The organism is Pseudomonas syringae CC1557, assembly GCF_000452705.1.
Lineage (GTDB): Bacteria > Pseudomonadota > Gammaproteobacteria > Pseudomonadales > Pseudomonadaceae > Aquipseudomonas > Aquipseudomonas syringae_F.
Genome location: NZ_CP007014.1, coordinates 3,634,630 through 3,653,923, shown reverse-complemented (window position 1 = coordinate 3,653,923; position 19,294 = coordinate 3,634,630). Strand labels below are relative to the sequence as shown.

General features: G+C 58.5%; 15 protein-coding genes. 14 read left to right on the top strand and 1 reads right to left on the bottom strand.

Translation table 11 applies throughout. The features are described from left to right. Nucleotides 1–79: 79 nt before the first annotated feature. A complete protein-coding gene (locus tag N018_RS16060; protein ID WP_025390199.1) occupies nt 80–988 on the bottom strand; it encodes a MurR/RpiR family transcriptional regulator in 909 nt (302 codons plus the stop codon). A 270-nt stretch (nt 989–1,258) separates the two neighbouring features. Between N018_RS16060 and N018_RS16055 the strand changes: the two genes are divergently transcribed. The 14 genes from N018_RS16055 (at nt 1,259) to N018_RS15990 (ending at nt 19,059) form a co-directional block, all read left to right on the top strand. Continuing rightward, entirely contained in the window at nt 1,259–3,196 is a 1,938-nt protein-coding gene (locus N018_RS16055) for a bifunctional 5-dehydro-2-deoxygluconokinase/5-dehydro-2-deoxyphosphogluconate aldolase (protein ID WP_025390198.1), read from the top strand. Nucleotides 3,197–3,242: 46 nt separating this feature from the next. Further along, nucleotides 3,243–4,148 (top strand): myo-inosose-2 dehydratase, encoded by a 906-nt coding sequence (iolE, locus tag N018_RS16050; RefSeq protein WP_025390197.1) that lies wholly within the window; start codon nt 3,243–3,245, stop codon nt 4,146–4,148. A 13-nt stretch (nt 4,149–4,161) separates the two neighbouring features. Beyond that, entirely contained in the window at nt 4,162–4,971 is an 810-nt protein-coding gene (gene iolB / locus N018_RS16045; RefSeq protein ID WP_025390196.1) for a 5-deoxy-glucuronate isomerase, read from the top strand. Nucleotides 4,972–4,998: 27 nt separating this feature from the next. Beyond that, nucleotides 4,999–6,501, top strand: a complete 1,503-nt coding sequence (locus N018_RS16040) for a CoA-acylating methylmalonate-semialdehyde dehydrogenase (protein ID WP_025390195.1) — start codon at nt 4,999–5,001, stop codon at nt 6,499–6,501. A gap of 52 nt (nt 6,502–6,553) precedes the next feature. Beyond that, nucleotides 6,554–7,384 carry a TIM barrel protein gene (locus N018_RS16035; protein WP_025390194.1) on the top strand — a complete coding sequence of 277 codons (831 nt, stop codon included), beginning with the start codon at nt 6,554–6,556 and terminating at the stop codon, nt 7,382–7,384. Nucleotides 7,385–7,428: 44 nt separating this feature from the next. Continuing rightward, nucleotides 7,429–9,366, top strand: a complete 1,938-nt coding sequence (gene iolD, locus N018_RS16030; protein ID WP_025390193.1) for a 3D-(3,5/4)-trihydroxycyclohexane-1,2-dione acylhydrolase (decyclizing) — start codon at nt 7,429–7,431, stop codon at nt 9,364–9,366. 62 nt (nt 9,367–9,428) lie between these two features. Then, nucleotides 9,429–10,439 (top strand): Gfo/Idh/MocA family protein, encoded by a 1,011-nt coding sequence (locus N018_RS16025; RefSeq protein WP_024645530.1) that lies wholly within the window; start codon nt 9,429–9,431, stop codon nt 10,437–10,439. 52 nt (nt 10,440–10,491) lie between these two features. Then, on the top strand, nt 10,492–11,352 hold the full coding sequence (locus N018_RS16020; RefSeq protein ID WP_024645529.1) for a sugar phosphate isomerase/epimerase family protein: 861 nt from the start codon (nt 10,492–10,494) through the stop codon (nt 11,350–11,352). Between the two features lie 58 nt (nt 11,353–11,410). Continuing rightward, nucleotides 11,411–12,430: a Gfo/Idh/MocA family protein gene (locus N018_RS16015; protein WP_025390192.1), complete on the top strand. Its 1,020-nt coding sequence runs from the start codon at nt 11,411–11,413 to the stop codon at nt 12,428–12,430. A gap of 481 nt (nt 12,431–12,911) precedes the next feature. Continuing rightward, nucleotides 12,912–13,841 (top strand): sugar ABC transporter substrate-binding protein, encoded by a 930-nt coding sequence (locus N018_RS16010; protein WP_024645527.1) that lies wholly within the window; start codon nt 12,912–12,914, stop codon nt 13,839–13,841. Nucleotides 13,842–13,909: 68 nt separating this feature from the next. Beyond that, the gene (locus N018_RS16005; protein WP_024645526.1) at nt 13,910–15,457 is read left to right on the top strand and encodes a sugar ABC transporter ATP-binding protein; all 1,548 of its coding nucleotides are present in this window, start codon (nt 13,910–13,912) and stop codon (nt 15,455–15,457) included. Between the two features lie 60 nt (nt 15,458–15,517). Then, the gene (locus N018_RS16000; RefSeq protein WP_024645525.1) at nt 15,518–16,543 is read left to right on the top strand and encodes an ABC transporter permease; all 1,026 of its coding nucleotides are present in this window, start codon (nt 15,518–15,520) and stop codon (nt 16,541–16,543) included. 314 nt (nt 16,544–16,857) lie between these two features. Continuing rightward, nucleotides 16,858–17,262, top strand: coding sequence for a TraR/DksA family transcriptional regulator (locus N018_RS15995; RefSeq protein ID WP_024645524.1), 405 nt, complete (start codon nt 16,858–16,860; stop codon nt 17,260–17,262). 183 nt (nt 17,263–17,445) lie between these two features. Beyond that, on the top strand, nt 17,446–19,059 hold the full coding sequence (locus N018_RS15990; RefSeq protein ID WP_024645523.1) for a methyl-accepting chemotaxis protein: 1,614 nt from the start codon (nt 17,446–17,448) through the stop codon (nt 19,057–19,059). Nucleotides 19,060–19,294: the final 235 nt, after the last annotated feature.

Here is a 19,294-nt window from a genome sequence, read left to right as displayed (position 1 = left end):
AGTGCCGGTTACACACGGCTGCTTGTGGGAGTTTGCTCGCGAAGGCGGACTAACCGATCATTAAGACTGATCCCTGCCTTCAATCATCAAACCCCACCTGCTCATGTATCTCGTCAACTTTCAGTTCCAGGCGATACGCCACGGCAATGAACAGCGCCTGGCACAGGCACAGTGTCGCGCTCAGTGAGCGGAAGGCAAATGAGCTGCCTTCGTTGACCAGCAATACCGAGTTGGCGCGTTTGGCCAGTGGCGACAGGTTGCTGTCGGTAATGATCAGGGTCTTGGCCTGATGGTGCTGGGCAATGCGCAGACAGTGCTGGGTTTCCTTGCCGTAGGGCGTAAAGCTGATCGCAATCACCAGATCATTGGCACGCACGCTGCGCATCTGCTCGCGATAACTGCCGCCCAGCCCTGAAATCAGGTGGATGCGTTTGTTGGTGTGTTGCAGGTTGTAAACCAGATAGTCCGCCACCGCGAACGAGCGCCGGACACCCACCACATAGATATTGTCGGCGTTGACCACCAGATCCACGGCCTTTTCAAACTCGATGTCATCCAGTTCGGCGCTCAGGCGTTCCAGCCCGGACAGGGTCGCATCCACACATTCGCGGGCCAGATCGCCTGCGCTGGCTTTTTGCGACTTGTTGGCGATCATGCTGCGGATGCGCTGCTGGTAATTCTGTACCGGCGTGGTCTTGTGCGTATAAGCCTCACGAAACAGCGTCTGCATTTCGCTGAAGCCACTGAACCCGAAGCGCTGCGAAAAGCGCACGATAGCCGACGGATGAACCTCGCATTCACGGGCGATATCGCTGATCCGGTCGACCATGATCCGGTCGCTCTGCTGGCTCATGTAACTGGCGATGCGTTTGAGCTGGCGGGGCAGGCTTTCGTACTCGTCGGTGATCAACCGTAGCAGACCTTCGGCACTGCTGGGCGGCATGTCGACACTCGCCTCGGCAAGAGTAGGCGGATCGGCGCTGGTCATATTCAAATCCTTTCTGCTTGTTCTTTTCGGGGCACGCATCGGTTCATGTCCCTGCTGATAGAGGCTGTTTTCAGCAGCACTGGCGACTATATCTCACCTGCTGGCAGATTGTGACAGCGCATGACCTTTGATGTAGAAAAAATATTCCACTAAAAATAATTATAGAATAAATATTGATTGATGCTTCGCGACGTTTTAGGCTGCATTCACAACGGCAGCGCGTGCACCTGATGTGCGCGCTCCAGGCTGATAAAAATAACAGGAGCCACCATGGGCCAGACTCGCTTTGCCACTGGGCGTCAGTTGGATCTGATTTGCCTCGGACGCCTGGGCGTCGATCTCTACGCGCAGCAAGTAGGCGCACCACTCGAAGATGTGTCCAGCTTCGCAAAGTACCTCGGCGGCTCATCCGCCAACATCGCCTTCGGCACGGCCAGGCTGGGTTTGAAAACAGCCATGCTCAGCCGGGTGGGCGACGACCACATGGGGCGCTTTCTGATCGAGTCGCTGGCGCGTGAAGGCTGTGATGTCAGTGCTATAAAACGAGATCCCGAACGTCTGACCGCTATGGTACTGCTGGGTCTGAAAGACCGTGAAACGTTCCCTTTGGTGTTCTACCGCGAGAACTGCGCCGACATGGCCCTGCGCGCAGAAGACATCGATGAGCAACAGATCGCCTCCAGCAAGGCATTGCTGATCACCGGCACACATTTCTCCACTGAGCAGGTGTTCAAGGCCAGTAGTCAAGCGCTGGATTACGCGGAAAAACACAACGTCAAACGCGTTCTGGATATCGACTATCGTCCGGTGCTCTGGGGGCTGGCAGGCAAGGCCGATGGCGAGACGCGTTTTGTCGCCGATCAGCACGTCAGCCAGCATGTGCAGCGCATCCTGCCGCGCTTCGACCTGATCGTCGGCACCGAAGAAGAATTTTTGATCGCCGGCGGTGCCAACGACCTGCTCACTGCCTTGCGCACCGTGCGTGAATTCACCGCCGCGACGCTGGTGGTCAAGCTCGGTCCGCAAGGTTGCACGGTGCTTCACGGCGCCATTCCTGCGCGGCTTGAAGACGGTGCTATCTACCCGGGGGTTCGGGTTGAAGTACTTAACGTACTGGGCGCTGGCGATGCGTTCATGTCCGGTTTTCTCAGTGGCTGGCTCAACGATGCAAGTGATGAGCGTTGCTGCCAACTGGCCAATGCTTGCGGCGGGCTGGTGGTCTCACGCCATGCGTGTGCGCCTGCAATGCCAACGCCTGCCGAACTCGATTACCTGTTCAACAGCCCCGAGCCGATTACCCGTCCGGATCAGGATGTCGCCTTGCAACGCCTGCATCAGGTCAGCGTGGCGCGCAAACAATGGAAGCAACTGTTCATATTCGCGTTCGATCACCGCGGCCAGCTGGTCGAACTGGCGCAGCAGGCCGGACGTGATCTGAACAGCATCAGCCAGCTCAAAAAACTGTTTGTACAAGCGGTTGAGCGAGTGGAAGCCGACTTGCACAAACGGGGTATCGAAGCTGACGTGGGCGTGCTTGCTGATCAACGCTTCGGCCAGGATGCACTCAACGCTGCTACCGGGCGAGGCTGGTGGATCGCGCGGCCTGTGGAAGTGCAGGGTTCAAGACCGCTGGCCTTCGAGCATGGGCGCTCCATCGGCAGCAATCTGATCAATTGGCCGCAGGAGCAGATCATCAAGTGCCTGGTGCAATATCACCCTGACGACGAACCGATGCTGCGTCTGGAACAGGAAGCGCAGATCAAGGCGCTGTACGACGCCTCGAAAGTCAGCGGCCATGAGTTGCTGCTGGAGATCATCCCGCCCAAGGATCATCCGTCGCCCTATCCGGATGTAATGGTTCGTGCCGTGAAGCGCCTCTACAACCTGGGTATCTACCCCGCATGGTGGAAGATCGAGGCGCAGAGTGCCGAGGTCTGGCAGCAACTGGACGAACTGATCCAACAGCGCGATCCGTATTGCCGTGGCGTGGTGCTGCTGGGGCTCAACGCACCGGTTGAAGAACTCGCAGAAGGGTTTGCACAGGCTCGCAACAGCCATACCTGCAAGGGTTTTGCTGTGGGCCGGACAATTTTTCGTGAGCCCAGCCGGGCCTGGATGGCCGGAGAAATCGACGATGCAGCGTTGGTCAGCCGTGTACAAGGCACGTTCAACTGGCTGATCGAGTCATGGCGCGAAAGCCGCGCCTGACCCTTTCTCGAACTGATGTTGCGATAACAACAAAAAAGGTGCAGCCATGCCTGTTTCAGCTTCCACACCCAAGATCCGTATCGGCATCAATCCGATCTCCTGGAGCAACGACGACTTGCCGGCCCTCGGCGGAGAGACGCCTTTAAGCACCGCGCTGAGTGAAGGCAAAGCCATCGGTTATGAAGGTTTCGAGCTCAACGGCAAGTTTCCCAAGGACGCCAAGGGCGTCGGCGATGTGCTGCGGCCCTACGACCTGGCGCTGGTGTCGGGCTGGTATTCAAGCCGTCTTGCGCGGCGTTCGGTGGCCGAAGAAATCGAAGCCATTACTCCGCATGTGCAGTTGCTCGCCGAAAACGGCGCGTCGGTGCTGGTGTATGGCGAAGTGGCCGATTCGATTCAGGGCCAGCGTATTCCCTTGGTCGAACGACCGCGTTTTCACAGCGATCAAGCCTGGCGCGAGTACGCTGAAAAACTCACCGAGCTGGCGCGTTTCACGCTGTCGCACGGGGTGCGTCTGGCGTATCACCACCACATGGGCGCCTACATCGAATCGCCCCAGGACATCGACAAACTGATGGCGCTGACCGGCACTGAAGTCGGGCTGCTGTTCGATTCCGGGCATTGCTACATGGGCGGCGGTGAGCCCTTGCAGGTGTTGAGCAAACATATCGAGCGCGTCTGTCACGTGCATTTCAAGGACGTGCGCAAGCCGGTGGTGCAACTGGCACGCAACAATCTGTGGAGCTTTCCGGACTGCATCATCAACGGCACTTTCACCGTGCCGGGCGACGGCGACATCGATTTTTCGGCGCTGCTCAAGGTGCTGCTTCAGGCGGACTACAGCGGCTGGCTGGTGGTCGAGGCCGAGCAGGACCCGGCAGTAGCGCCCAGCTATGTGTACGCCAAAAAAGGCTATGACACCCTGCGCCAGTTGCTGGCGGATGCGCGATAAGGAGGATTGAATCATGAGTCTGCTGACCAAAAGCAAACCCCAGGGCCGCGACATCGTGGCGCTTGCACCAGGCGCCCTTGAATACGTGGGCTTTGCTGCCTATCGGCTGGAGGGTGGCGAGCGCTTATCTCTGAGCGCCGAAGAAAACGAGCTGTGCGTGGTGCTGCTCGGCGGTCACGTCAGTGTCAGTGGCGAGGCACCTGGGCAGGGCGCGTTCAGTTGGGAAAACATCGGCGACCGAGAGTCTGTGTTTGAAGAAAAGTCACCGTTTGCGGTTTACCTGCCACCGCACAGTCAGGTTGAGGTGGTTGCTCGCGGGCCCGTGCATCTGGGGGTGTGCCGCGCTCCGGGTGATGCGGGCAAACAGCTCCCGGCACGCTTGATCCTGCCCGGCAGCATGAAGCGCAGCGTACGTGGCAAAGGCGCTAACACCCGCTACGTGTGCGACATTCTGCCGGATACCGAACCGGCGCATTCGCTGCTGGTTGTCGAGGTGCGAACGCCTTCCGGGCATTCTTCCAGCTACCCGCCGCACAAACACGACAGGGACAATCTGCCGCACGAGAGCTTTCTCGAAGAAACCTATTACCACATGGTCAACCCGCCTCAGGGTTTCGTTTTCCAGCGTGTCTACACCGACGATCGCAGCATCGATCAGGCGATGGCCGTGGAAAACAACGATCTGGTGACCGTGCCCAAGGGCTATCACCCTGTTTCCGTCCCTTATGGTTACGAATCCTATTACTTGAACGTCATGGCTGGCCCCACGCGCGCCTGGCAGTTCAATAACGATCCGCAGCACAGTTGGCTGCTGGATCTTTAATCCTCTTTTTGCTTCGGAGTCATGCACATGAGCGAGTCACCGGTGATTGGCCATTACATCAACGGGCACCTGAACGACGGCGATGGGCAGCGCTACAGCGAGGTTTTCAACCCGGCTATCGGCACGGTTCAGGCACGAGTAGCGCTGGCCAGCGTCCAGACGGTGGACGACGCGGTTGCAGCGGCTAAAGCGGCCTTTCCAGGTTGGGCCGATCAGTCTTCACTGCGCCGGGCGCGGGTGATGTTCAAGTTCAAGGAATTGCTGGACCGGCACCACGATGAACTGGCGCAAATCGTCTGTCGCGAGCACGGCAAAGTGCTGTCCGATGCACGTGGCGAAGTGGTACGCGGCATCGAGATTGTCGAGTTTGCCTGCGGTGCCCCGAGCCTGCTGAAAAGTGATTTCAGTGACAACATTGGTGGTGGTATCGATAACTGGAACCTGCGTCAGCCGCTGGGCGTCTGCGCTGGGGTCACGCCGTTCAACTTCCCGGTCATGGTGCCGCTGTGGATGATCCCCATGGCGCTGGTAACCGGTAACTGCTTCATTCTCAAACCGTCCGAACGTGATCCATCCGCCAGCCTTTTGATGGCGCGGCTGTTGAAAGAGGCCGGGTTGCCTGACGGTGTATTCAACGTGGTACAGGGCGACAAGGTGGCGGTCGATGCCTTGCTGCAGCATCCTGACATCGAAGCGATTTCGTTTGTCGGCTCGACCCCGATTGCCGAGTACATCCATCAGCAGGGTACCGCCCACGGCAAGCGCGTGCAGGCGCTGGGCGGGGCCAAGAATCACATGATCGTGATGCCCGATGCGGACCTGGATCAGGCCGCCGACGCCTTGATCGGCGCGGCTTATGGTTCGGCCGGCGAGCGTTGCATGGCCATCTCCATTGCCGTGGTGGTGGGTGACGTGGGCCAGCAATTGATCGACAAGCTGCTGCCGCGCATCGAGCAGCTCAAGGTCGGCAATGGCATGCAGGCCGATTCGGACATGGGGCCGCTGGTGACTGCCGTACACAAGGCCAAGGTCGAGGGTTTCATCGATCAGGGCGTAAAAGAGGGTGCGAAGCTGATTGTCGATGGCCGTAATTTCAGTGTGCCTGGTGCCGAGCAGGGCTTCTTCGTCGGGGCGACGCTGTTCGATAACGTTACGCCGCAGATGCAGATCTACAAGGAAGAAATCTTTGGCCCGGTGCTGGGCATTGTGCACGTGGCGGATTTCGCCAGCGCGGTCGAGCTGATCAATGCCCACGAGTTCGGCAACGGTGTGTCGTGCTTCACCAGCGATGGCGGCGTGGCCCGTGCGTTCGCCCGCAGCATCAAAGTGGGCATGGTCGGTATCAACGTGCCGATTCCGGTGCCCATGGCCTGGCATTCGTTTGGTGGCTGGAAGCGTTCACTGTTCGGTGATCACCATGCCTATGGCGAAGAAGGCCTGCGCTTTTATAGCCGCTACAAGAGCGTCATGCAGCGCTGGCCGGACAGTATTGCCAAAGGGCCGGAATTCAGTATGCCTACTGCCAAGTAGCGTTTACCAACGGGTGGTTTTTATCAATGGAATGTTGCGGAGAACAAAAATAATGAATCAACCCCTGCGCTTCGCCCTGAACCGAATGGTTGCACCGCGCCTTTCGCTGGAGGCCTTTTTAGACATGACCGTCAGCCTCGGTGCCGACGCCATCGAGATTCGCAACGACCTCAACGGCATCGAGATTGAGGACGGTACCTCACCTGAGACTGTACGCGAGTCATGTGCGCGCAAAGGCGTGCAGGTTCTGTCCATCAATGCGCTGTACCCGTTTGATGTCTGGGATGACGAACGCAGTGCCCAGGCAATAAAGCTGGCGCAATACGCTCGTGATTGCGGCGCGCGTGGGCTGGTGCTGTGCCCGCTCAATGACCGTTCCGATCCGCGTAACGCTGCGCAGCGCGCTTCGGGGTTACGCACGGCGTTGACCGCATTGGCCCCGATCCTCCGGGATCACGGCATTCTCGGCTTCGTCGAACCGCTGGGCTTCGAGGAGTGCGCGTTGCGCTTCAAGCGTCAGGCGGTAGACGCGATCAGGGCCGTCGGCGGGCTGGATGTCTACCGCTTGGTGCATGACACCTTCCATCATCATCTGGCCGGCGAAGTCGAGCTGTTCCCGGAACTGACCGGGCTGGTGCATATTTCCGGGGTCGAGGATGCACAGGCTCCGCTCAACAGCATTCGCGACGGTCATCGCGTGCTGGTGGGGGACGCTGACATCCTGGGCAATGCCGCGCAGATCGAGCGCTTGCTGGACGGCGGCTATCACGGACACCTGTCTTTTGAGCCGTTTGCCGAAAGTGTCCATGCGCTGGACGATATCGCTCCGGCGATCTCGGCGAGCATGGCACATGTGTCCCGCGCGGTTGCTCACCGCCCCTGAATTCAGCTGATCCAGACCACCTCAAACAAGAACAAGGTGCGAACATGAGTACAACCCGACTGACCATGGCTCAGGCCCTGGTAAAGTTTCTCGATAACCAGTATGTCGAAGTCGACGGCGTGCAGAGCAAGTTCGTCGCTGGCATTTTTACCATCTTTGGCCACGGCAACGTGCTGGGCCTGGGGCAGGCACTGGAACAGGACAGCGGCGAACTGGTTGTTCACCAAGGCCGTAACGAGCAGGGCATGTGCCACGCCGCCATCGGTTTTGCCAAACAGCATCTGCGTCGCAAAATCTACGCCTGCAGCTCCTCGGTGGGTCCGGGTGCGGCCAACATGATCACTGCGGCTGCCACCGCGTCGGCCAACCGTATTCCGTTACTGTTGTTGCCAGGTGATGTCTACGCCAGCCGTCAGCCCGATCCGGTGCTGCAACAGATCGAGCAATTCCATGACTTGAGCATCAGCACCAACGATGCCTTCAAGGCCGTGAGCAAATACTGGGACCGTATCAACCGACCCGAGCAGTTGATGAGCGCGGCGCTCAATGCCATGCGCGTGCTGACTGATCCGGCCGAGACGGGCGCTGTCACCTTGGCGCTGCCGCAGGATGTGCAGGCCGAGGCTTACGATTACCCCGACAGTTTTCTGCAAAAACGCGTGCATCGCATCGACCGCCGCCCGCCCAGCCAGGCCATGCTCGACGACGCCTTGGCGCTCTTGGCCAGCACCCGCAAGCCTTTGCTGATCTGCGGCGGTGGTGTGCGTTACTCCGGCGCGGCTGATGCACTGCAAGCTTTCGCCGAGCGCTTCGATATTCCTTTCGCAGAGACCCAGGCAGGCAAGAGCGCCATCGTTTCGGCGCACCCGCTGAACATGGGCGGTATTGGCGAAACCGGCACAGTGGCGGCCAATCGGCTGGCGAAAGAGGCTGACCTGATTATCGGTGTCGGCACCCGTTACAGCGACTTCACCACCGCGTCCAAATGGCTGTTCCAGAACCCGAATGTGCAGTTCCTCAATATCAACGTGGGTTCTTTCGATGCGCAGAAGCTTGATGGCGTGCAGTTGCTGGCCGATGCACAGGTGGCGTTGCAGGCGTTGAGCGAAAGCCTGCAAGCCAGCGGTTATCGTGCTGGCTGGGGTGATGCGCCGCAGACAGCCCGTGCGGAACTGGATGCAGAGGTCGACCGCCTTTATGCAGTTGAGTATCAGAACGAGGGGTTCGTCCCGGAAATCAATGACCACATGGACCCGGCCGTGTTGCGAGATTTCATTGAGCTGACCGGTTCATGCCTGACCCAGAGCGGTGTACTGGGCATTCTCAATCAGAATCTGCCCGCCGATGCGGTCATTGTTGCCGCCGCAGGCAGCTTGCCGGGGGACCTGCAACGGGCCTGGCGCAGCACGGGGGTCGACACCTATCACGTCGAATATGGTTACTCGTGCATGGGCTACGAGGTCAATGCCGCACTGGGCGTCAAGCTCGCTGCACCACAGCGGGAAGTCTACGCGCTGGTCGGCGACGGCTCCTACATGATGTTGCATTCCGAGCTGGCGACCTCGATTCAGGAACGGCGCAAGATCAACGTGGTGTTGCTGGACAACATGACCTTCGGCTGCATCAACAATTTGCAGATGGAACATGGCATGAACAGCTTCGGCACCGAGTTCCGGTTCCGCAACCCGGACACAGGCAAGCTCGATGGCGACTTTGTGCCGGTGGATTTCGCCATGAGCGCTGCTGCTTATGGTTGCAAGACCTACAAGGTCAGTACCGCCGAGCAGTTGCATCAGGCGCTCGCCGACGCACGGCGCCAGAGCGTATCGACGCTGATCGATATCAAGGTCCTGCCCAAGACCATGATTCATAAATACCTGTCGTGGTGGCGGGTCGGTGTTGCCGAAGTGTCGACCACCGGTACTACCGCTCAGGTGTACGACACGCTCAATCGTGAGCTGGCCAAGGCTCGCCAGTACTGATCAGCGTTGCCCGTTCAGACCGCTTGACTCATTCAAGACTATATCCAAAAAGGACAATAAAAATGGCATTGAAACTCGGCGTTATCGGCACAGGCGCAATCGGTCAGGATCATATCCGGCGTTGCAGCAAGACACTGGTCGGCAGTCAGGTGGTGGCCGTTACCGACATCAATCTGGAGCAGGCCGCAAAGGTGGTCCGCGAGCTGGACATCAGCGCCGAGGTGTACGCTGATGGTCATGCGCTGATCGCCGCGCCGGATGTCCAGGCGGTGCTGGTCTGCTCCTGGGGGCCCAGCCATGAAGAGTATGTGCTGGCTGCCATCGCGGCGGGCAAACCGGTGTTCTGCGAAAAGCCGCTGGCGGTCACTGCCAAAGGCTGCCGACACATTGTCGAAGCCGAGATTGCGAGTGGCAGACGTCTGGTGCAAGTGGGCTTCATGCGCCCCTATGATCAAGGCTATCGGGCCCTCAAATCGGTCATCGACAGCGGCCAGATCGGCGAGCCGCTGATGCTGCATTGCGCCCACCGCAACCCGCGTGTGGGCGAGAATTACAAGACCGACATGGCGATCACCGACACCCTTATCCACGAATTGAATGTCTTGCGCTGGTTACTCAACGACGACTACGTGTCAGTGCAGGTGGTGTTCCCGCGCAAGACCAGCAAAGCCCTGGCGCACATGAAAGACCCGCAGATCGTGATGCTTGAAACCGCCAGAGGCACACGCATCGACGTGGAGGTTTTCGTCAACTGTCAGTACGGCTACGACATCCAGTGTGAAGTGGTGGGCGAGAGCGGCATTGCCAGACTGCCAGAGCCCTCACAGGTGCAACTGCGCAGCGAAGCCAAGCTGTCGAACGCGATCCTGATGGACTGGAAGGACCGTTTCATCGCGGCCTATGACGTCGAACTGCAAGACTTCATCGACGGTGTCAATGCAGGAACAATCTACGGGCCTTCCGCCTGGGACGGCTACGCCGCTGCCGTGGCCGCCGATGCCTGTGTGCTGGCGCAGAACAGTGGTGCCGTGGTGCCGGTCACGCTGGAGGTGCGCCCGGCATTTTATGGCTGACAGTTTTTCCGCCAATAGAGACATCTCTCGACAAGAATAAAAGGGAGGCATCATGCGAATTGCACTGGACCCTTACATGTACCGCCATCTCCCCCTGCGGGCGATGGTCGATAAAACCGCGGAGCTGGGTTACGACTATATAGAACTGTCGCCGCGTGAAGACTTCATGCCGTTTTACAAATACCCGCGCGTGGACAGGGCGCGGATCAGGGAGTTTCGCAAAGCCCTGAGTGATGCGGGTGTGAAACTCTCTTCGTTGCTGCCGTTGTACCACTGGGCGGCGCCGGACGAAGACCTGCGTATTGCAGCGGTTCGCAACTGGAAGCGAGCCATTCAAGTGGCCGTGGAGATGGACTGCGATCTGATGAACACTGAGTTCAGCGGGCAGTCCGATCACGCACTGGTCTGTGAAAATCAGTTCATGAAGTCCATGGACGAATTGATGCCGCATTTCGAGCGCGAAGGTATAAAGCTCGATATCCAGGCACACCCCTATGACTTCTGCGAGCGCAATAACGAGTCGGTAGACATCATTCGTGGGCTTGACCGCGACTGGATCAACTACCTGTACGCCGCGCCGCACACTTTTTTCTACGATGACGGCGTGGGAGATATTGCTTCCATGCTCAGGTATGCCGGTGACAAGCTCACTCACCTGATCATCGCCGATACCTACAATCATCGTGCGTCCTCCAACCTGCGTTATATCGTCAACCCACCCGGCGTGACGGCGACGGTGCACCAGCATCTGGACATCGGCCAGGGTGAGGTCAATTGGGACGCGTTTTTCTCGACGCTCAGGGACATCAAGTTCGACGGCATAGCCACCGTGGCGGTTTTCGCCTGGGAAGAGCGCGCCGACGCGTCAAGCCGGTTCATGCTGGAGCGCGTGAAAAGCGAGTTGCTGCGCTGATACAGTGGTATCAAGCGGCTGCATGGCGGCCGAGGCTCATGGACCACAGGAGATAGACATGCGAGCAGGGCTGGTGGGCTATGGCAAAGGGGGGCGTTACTTTCATGCGACGCTTATTTCAAGTTTGCCCGGTGCTACATTTGTCGGTGTGGTGACCCGCTCACCTGAGCGCAAGCAGGAAGTGGCCAAAGATCTTCCTGGCCTGCCGACCTTCGACACGCTGGCTGAACTGGTTGCCGCAGGGGTCGATGTGGTGGTCATTTCCACTCCGCTGGCTTCTCGGCGGGCGCTGATTCTGGAGGCCATTGAGCTGGGCGTCGGAGTGGTCAGCGACAAGCCCTTCGCCAGTGACGCTGCGCACGCGCGTGAGCTGGTAGAAGCGGCCGAGAGACGCGGCGTACTGCTCAGTGTTTATCAGAATCGGCGCTGGGATTCCGACTTCCTGACGTTGCGCAAGCTGATCGATAACCAGGTATTGGGTGACGTCAGCCGCTTCGAGTCGAGCATCGAACGCTACTCGCCCCGGTCCGTCGGCAAGGCCAGCGGTGGGGGAATGCTGCGTGATCTGGGCAGCCATCTGGTTGATCAGGCGCTGGTGCTGTTCGGGCCGGTCGAGCGGGTGTATGCCGAATTGCGCTTCGCCACCCGGGACGACGAGCTGGATCACACGTTTTTCGTCGCGTTGACCCATGCCAATGGCGTGGTTTCGCACCTGTCCGGCAGTTGTCTGCAAAACACCCCCAGACCGCGCTTCCGGGTCAGTGGCTCGCAAGGCTGTTACAGCGTCGACGGCCTCGACGGTCAGGAAGAAGCGGCATTTGCGGGCCTCACGCCACGCTCCGAGGGCGAACGCTGGGGCGTCGAAGAGCACCGGCGCTGGGGCTGGTTCGAGCACGGCGACCACCGTGAGCGAGTGCCTTCGGAGCGCGGCTGCTGGCTTGAATTCTACCGGCAACTGCAATGTGCCGTGGACGAGCAGGGCACCAACCCGGTCAACCCTCACGAGGCGATAGCGTCAGCGCAGGTCATGGACGCTGCGCGCCTGAGCGCAAAGGAAGGGCGGGTTGTGGTGATGTAGATGCATATTTGACCCGAGGCGGTACACCTATCCATCACGGCCCAACGCCTCGCAAGCGTCGGGCTTCTGCATCTCTGCAAACGACAAAAAATGAAATGGAATAAAATTCTAAAATGAGTTGAATTGGAAAATATTTTCCAATAGAGTCGTTTTCAGGTTACCGACTATCGAATCACCGGGCGTTGAAATCATTTTCAGGCCACGGGAAGCAAGCCAACAAAAACAAAACAAAAGATAGGTACTGTCGATGAAAACCCCTACCTCTGGCCTGACCGCCAAGCATTCTGTCACCCCGTCATTCTGGATCCGGCTCATGGAGCGATTTCTTACCGTCGTCGCTTACGGTATGTGCGTGCGCCACAAGGACGCGCAACTGTTCTGCATTCCCGGCGCCACCGGGATTCGCCTGCACCAATGATCCACCTGATCGCCACGTCTTTACCCAATCCGAACAACAACAAGAATTTGGAGACAGATCCTCATGAAGACCAAGACTGTTTTGACCTCACTGGCCATGGCGCTGATGCTGGGCAGCGGTGCCGCGTTGGCCGATATCAAGATCGGCGTGGCCATGTCGCAGTTCGATGACACCTGGTTGACCTACCTGCGTCAGGACATGGGAGCGAAGGCCAAGGGCATGCCTGACGGCGTGACGCTGCAGTTTGTAGACGCCCGGGCCGACGTCAATAAACAGATCGATCAGGTCAAGGAGCTCATCAACAAGAAAGTCGACGCTCTCATCGTCAATCCGGTGGACACTGCTGCCACCGCCCGGATCACCAAGGAGGCCGTTGCCGCCGGTATCCCGCTGGTTTACGTCAACCGCCGCCCGGATGAAGCGAAACTGCCTGAAGGCGTTGCCACCGTGACCTCGGACGATACTGAGGCAGGCCGGATGCAGGCGCAGTACATCGCCGACAAGATGGGCGGCAAGGGCAGCGTCATGATCCTGTTGGGTGACCTGGCCAACAACTCCACGCAAAACCGCACCAAGGGCGTCAAAGAGGTGTTGGCCAAGTACCCTGGCATCAAGATCGATCAGGAGCAGACCGGCACATGGCTGCGCCAGAAAGGCATGGACCTGACCAACGACTGGCTGACTCAAGGTCGAAAATTCAATGCGGTTCTCGCTAACAACGACGAAATGGCCATCGGCGCCGCGATGGCGCTCAAGCAGGCCGGTGTTGATAAAGGCACGGTATTTGTTGCCGGTGTAGACGGTACACCCGATGGCCTCAACGCGGTCACCAAAGGCGAACTGGCCGTATCGGTTTATCAGGATGCCAAGGGGCAGGCCGACGGGGCGATCGATGCAGCTGTGAAGCTGGCCAAGAAAGAGAAGGTCGAGCCTCAGGCAATCGTCATCCCTTACCGCCTGATCACACCTGAAAATGTCGCCACGTTCAAATAACAACAGTCGACAGGCCAGGGAGGATCCCGCGATCTTCCCCATGCCTGCCGCTTGAGGAGTTTGTGATCATGTCCGCTTCTGCCACTGCCCACCCGCCCGCACAACGTGATGTAGATACCCAGTCTCCTTATTTGCTGGAAATCAGCCATATCAGCAAAGGTTTTCCGGGCGTGGTCGCGCTCGATGATGTTCAGCTTCGTGTGCGTCCGGGCAGCGTACTGGCGCTGATGGGCGAGAACGGGGCCGGGAAGTCGACGTTAATGAAAATCATCGCAGGCATTTATCAGCCCGACGCGGGTGAAATTCGTTTGCGCGGCAAGCCGGTGCGCTTTGAAACACCGCTTTCAGCCTTGCAGGCCGGTATTGCCATGATTCATCAGGAGCTGAACCTGATGCCGTTCATGAGCATTGCCGAGAACATCTGGATCGGCCGCGAGCAGCTCAATGGACTGCACATGGTTGATCATCGGGAAATGCACCGCTGTACAGCCGAGCTGTTGGAGCGCTTGCGCATCAGGCTTGATCCCGAAGAGCTGGTCGGCAACCTGAGCATCGCCGAGCGGCAGATGGTGGAGATCGCCAAGGCCGTTTCCTACGATTCCGATGTGCTGATCATGGATGAGCCGACCTCGGCGATTACCGAAACCGAGGTCGCACACCTGTTTTCGATCATTGGGGACCTGCGTGCTCAGGGTAAAGGCATCATCTACATCACCCACAAGATGAACGAAGTCTTCGAGATCGCCGATGAAGTGGCAGTGTTTCGCGATGGCGCTTACATCGGCTTGCAGCGCGCTGACAGTCTGGACGGCGACAGCCTTATTTCAATGATGGTCGGCCGCGAGCTGACCCAGTTGTTTCCGCAGCGCGACAAACCGGCGGGTGATGTGCTGCTGTCAGTTCGCGATCTGAGTCTGCGCGGTATTTTCAAGGACGTGTCGTTCGACCTGCGCGCCGGGGAAGTTCTGGGCATTGCCGGCCTGATGGGGTCAGGCCGTACCAACGTCGCCGAGACTTTGTTCGGCATCACGCCCAGTGACAGCGGCGAGATTCACTTCGACGGCAAGCCGGTACGCATCGGCGATCCGCACCAGGCCATCGAGCTGGGGTTTGCATTGCTCACCGAAGACCGCAAGCTGACTGGCCTGTTTCCGTGTCTGTCGGTGATGGAAAACATGGAAATGGCGGTGCTGGCCAACTACGCGGGGAATGGCTTCGTGCAACAGAAGGCCCTGCGCGCCCTGTGCGAAGACATGTGCAAGAAACTCCGGGTCAAGACGCCGTCACTGGAGCAGTGCATCGACACGCTGTCGGGCGGCAATCAGCAAAAAGCCCTGCTGGCGCGCTGGCTGATGACCAACCCGCGGGTGCTGATTCTCGACGAGCCCACGCGCGGCATCGACGTGGGTGCCAAGGTAGAAATCTATCGGTTGATCTCGCTGCTGGCCAGCGAAGGCATGGCCGTCATCATGATCTCTTCGGAACTGCCCGAAGTGCTCGGCATGAGCGACCGGGTCATGGTTATGCACGAAGGCGAAATGATGGGCATCCTCGACCGCAGCGAGGCGACCCAGGAAAAAGTCATGCACCTTGCCTCCGGTCACCGGGTTCATTGAGTGCGCAGCACGCAGTTCGGTAAATGGAACTCGTAAAAAAAGAACAAGAGGGTTACGAACATGAGCAACGCGATTTTGCAAAACAAACCGGCACTTGCGCCGACCAGAAGCAAACGGCGGCTGCCCACCGAGCTGAGCATTTTTCTGGTGCTGATCGGCATCGGCCTGGTGTTTGAGCTGTTGGGCTGGGTCATGCGCGATCAGAGTTTTCTGCTTAATTCGCAGCGTCTGGTGCTGATGATCCTTCAGGTGTCGATCATCGGGATGTTGGCCATCGGCGTGACTCAGGTGATCATCACGACGGGCATTGACCTGTCATCAGGTTCGGTTCTGGCGTTGTCGGCCATGATCGCTGCCAGCCTGGCGCAAACCTCGGACTATTCCCGTGCCGTGTTCCCTTCACTGACCGATCTGCCCGTATGGATTCCGGTGGTGGTGGGGCTGGGCGTCGGGCTGCTGGCCGGCGCTATCAACGGCAGCATCATCGCCATCACCGGCATCCCGCCATTCATCGCGACGCTGGGCATGATGGTGTCTGCGCGCGGCCTGGCACGCTTCTACACCGAAGGCCAGCCGGTCAGCATGCTTTCTGATTCTTACACCGCAATTGGTCAGGGTGCGATGCCGGTGATCATCTTTCTCGTGGTGGCGGTTATCTTTCACATTGCCCTGCGCTACACCAAATATGGCAAATACACTTACGCCATCGGCGGCAACATGCAGGCTGCACGCACCTCGGGGATCAACGTCAAGCGCCATCTGGTCATTGTCTACAGCATTGCCGGGCTGCTCGCCGGGCTGGCAGGGGTGGTCGCTTCGGCACGCGCCGCCACCGGTCAGGCCGGGATGGGCATGTCCTATGAACTGGACGCCATCGCTGCTGCAGTGATTGGCGGCACCAGCCTTGCGGGTGGTGTAGGACGAATCACCGGCACGGTGATCGGTGCGCTGATCCTTGGGGTGATGGCCAGCGGTTTTACCTTTATCGGGGTGGATGCCTATGTGCAGGACATCATCAAGGGCTTGATCATTGTAGTTGCAGTGGTAATCGATCAATATCGCAACAAGCGCAAGACCAAGCGCTGAGTCGATACACGTGACACAAGGGGCCTTATAAGGCCCTTTTGTGCGTTTCATATTGCGGGAAACTTGCAGGAACCGATCGGTTCCACATCGGTCAGACCCTCATCACGCCGCACGTGAGTGGGTTTTATAACCGCGTTCCAAGGGGTTTTACTGTGATTGTTGTACGAAAACCCTTCAATTTGTGTTGCCGAGCCTGCAAGCCGGCCTTAGACTGCCGCCCCTCGTAAATTGAGTGCCAGGTGGCGCTTGGAGATTATTGGCTTTACGACAACGTCAAGCCGCTCCTCAATGCACGTTTTTTTATAGAGAAATAAATGACAAAGGAAAAGTTGCTGGCCATGCCGGCCGATGACTACATGAACGCCGAGCAGCAAGCTTTCTTCGTCGAGCTGTTGCAGGGCATGAAGGTCGAGATCCACGAGCGAATCGAGCAAAGCCGCATTGCTATCGAAAGCCTGGACACGCCTGCCGATCCGGCCGACGCTGCGTCGGTTGAAGAAGAGCGTCACTGGTTGGTGAACGTGATCGATCGCGATCAGCGTATGCTGCCTCAACTGGAAATGGCCCTGTCGCGCATTGCCGATGATACGTTTGGCTGGTGTGATGACAGTGGTGAGCCAATCGGCCTGAAACGCCTGCTGATCAGCCCGACCACCAAGTACTGCATCGAAGCGCAAGAGCGCCACGAGCAGATCGACAAGCACCAGCGCCAGGCCTGATTTCCAGGCAACAGGGGCTGAGTGACCAGACCGGGAGGCGAGTAATTGCCTCCCGGTTTTGTTGTGCCTGAGATTTATCGAAATCAGCAACGCTGATCGCTAATACCATTAGCGCATGGCACATCGCCGTTATCTGACGTTTAATAGGTGCAATAACGATAAATACAGACGGGGTAACGCAACATGGCCGAGAACCTTTCCATGGCAGCTGGATTGCCGCTGGCCAGTGCGCCAGGTACCGCATTGAAGTGGTGGGTGCCAGCGGTACAAAGTGTTGCGTTGTGCCTGTTACTGGCCGCGATGACGGTCAGCGGGATATCCCTCTATGTTGTTGTGCCTTGCACATTGCTGTTGATCTGGCTGCCGCGATGGTTGCTCCCTGGCCCTGCGGCAGTGTCGGCCGAGTCGGTAGACGCCGACATAACCCGTCTCACCCGTGACCTCTCCCGCACCACCAGCCACAACGCGCTGTCGGCCGCCCAGGTAGCGTTTTCTGTGCGTCAGCTGGCAGGCCGTGTGCAATCGCAGCTCGGTGCTGCCGAGCAGGTGGTCAGCAGCGCCGAGCTGATGATCACTACCGAGCAGCAGACCGCCCAGCTCAGCCAGCAGGCGCTGGTGGCCGCCAGCGAGGCGAGGGCGCGTAGCGAGGCGGGCAGTGGCGCATTGAATGAGTCCATCGAGCGGATGCACCAGTTGAGTAATCGGGCAGTCACCAGTCGGGAGCTGATCGAGGCGCTCAGCCAGCGCAGTGAGGAGATCCAGCGGGTGACCATGGTGATCCAGTCGATTGCCAGTCAGACCAACCTGCTGGCGCTCAACGCAGCCATCGAGGCTGCCCGCGCCGGCGAACACGGGCGTGGTTTTGCCGTGGTGGCTGATGAAGTGCGCGGGCTTGCCGGCCGGACCGCGAGTGCTACCGGGGAAGTCGGGCAGATGGTGGCCGATATCCAGCAGCGCACTGTGCAGGTCGTTGAGCAGATCCGCCAGTTGTCTGCCGACCTGGACATTGGTGTCGAGCAGGTCGAATTGACCGGGGAGCACCTCGGCAACATTGCCCGCCTTGCGGTCGAGGTCGAGAGCCAGGTCAGCGAAATATCCCAAGGTGCCAAGAGCAATCAGGACCAGTTGGCGAGCCTGTTCGAGGCCGTCGAACACATGCGCAGCGACCTGGCCGTCAGCGACGAGCAAACCCGACAACTGGCCAGCGCTGCGGTGCAGATGGAAGGGCAGGCCGAGACTATCAGTCAGCGTCTGGCTGAGGTGGGTCTGGATGACTACCATCAGCGGATTTACGATCTGGCCCGTGAAGGTGCGCGGCTGATTGGCGAAAAGTTCGAAGCCGATATCGAACAGGGGCGCGTCAGTCTGGATGACCTGTTCGACCGCAATTACAAACCGGTCGCGAATACCTCACCGACCCGATTCACCACGCGCTTTGATCGTTACACCGATCAGGTACTCCCGGCGTTGCAAGAACCGTTGCTCGCACGGCATGAAGGCCTGGTGTTTGCCATCGCCTGCACCCAGCAAGGTTACGTACCTACGCATAACAGCGCGTTCAATCAGCCGCTGACCGGGGACGCAGCGGTGGACAATGCGCGCAATCGCAGCAAGCGCAAGTTTGATGACCGGACCGGTATTCGCTGCGGCAGCCATCAGCAACCGGTACTGCTGCAGACCTATACGCGGGACACGGGAGAGCTGATGCATGACCTGTCAGTGCCCATTATCGTCAAGGGGCGTCATTGGGGTGGTCTGCGCCTGGGTTACAAACCTCAAGGCAGTTCGAGCCACTAGTTTTAATAGTGCATTTGTCATACAACGGAAAGATTGGTTGTGTTTGGACAGTCAATCTTCTTTACGTTAAATACGCAATGGTGTGTAGGTATTTATTTATATAATATTTTAAATAGTGCTGCGTAGTGTGTAGGAATAATCTGAATAACTGTGCATGACTTGACTGTTTGTTTACGTTGAGCAATCTCTTAAATCATTGGTATTGATTTTTGATTTAAGTGCGACCTTGCCAAGG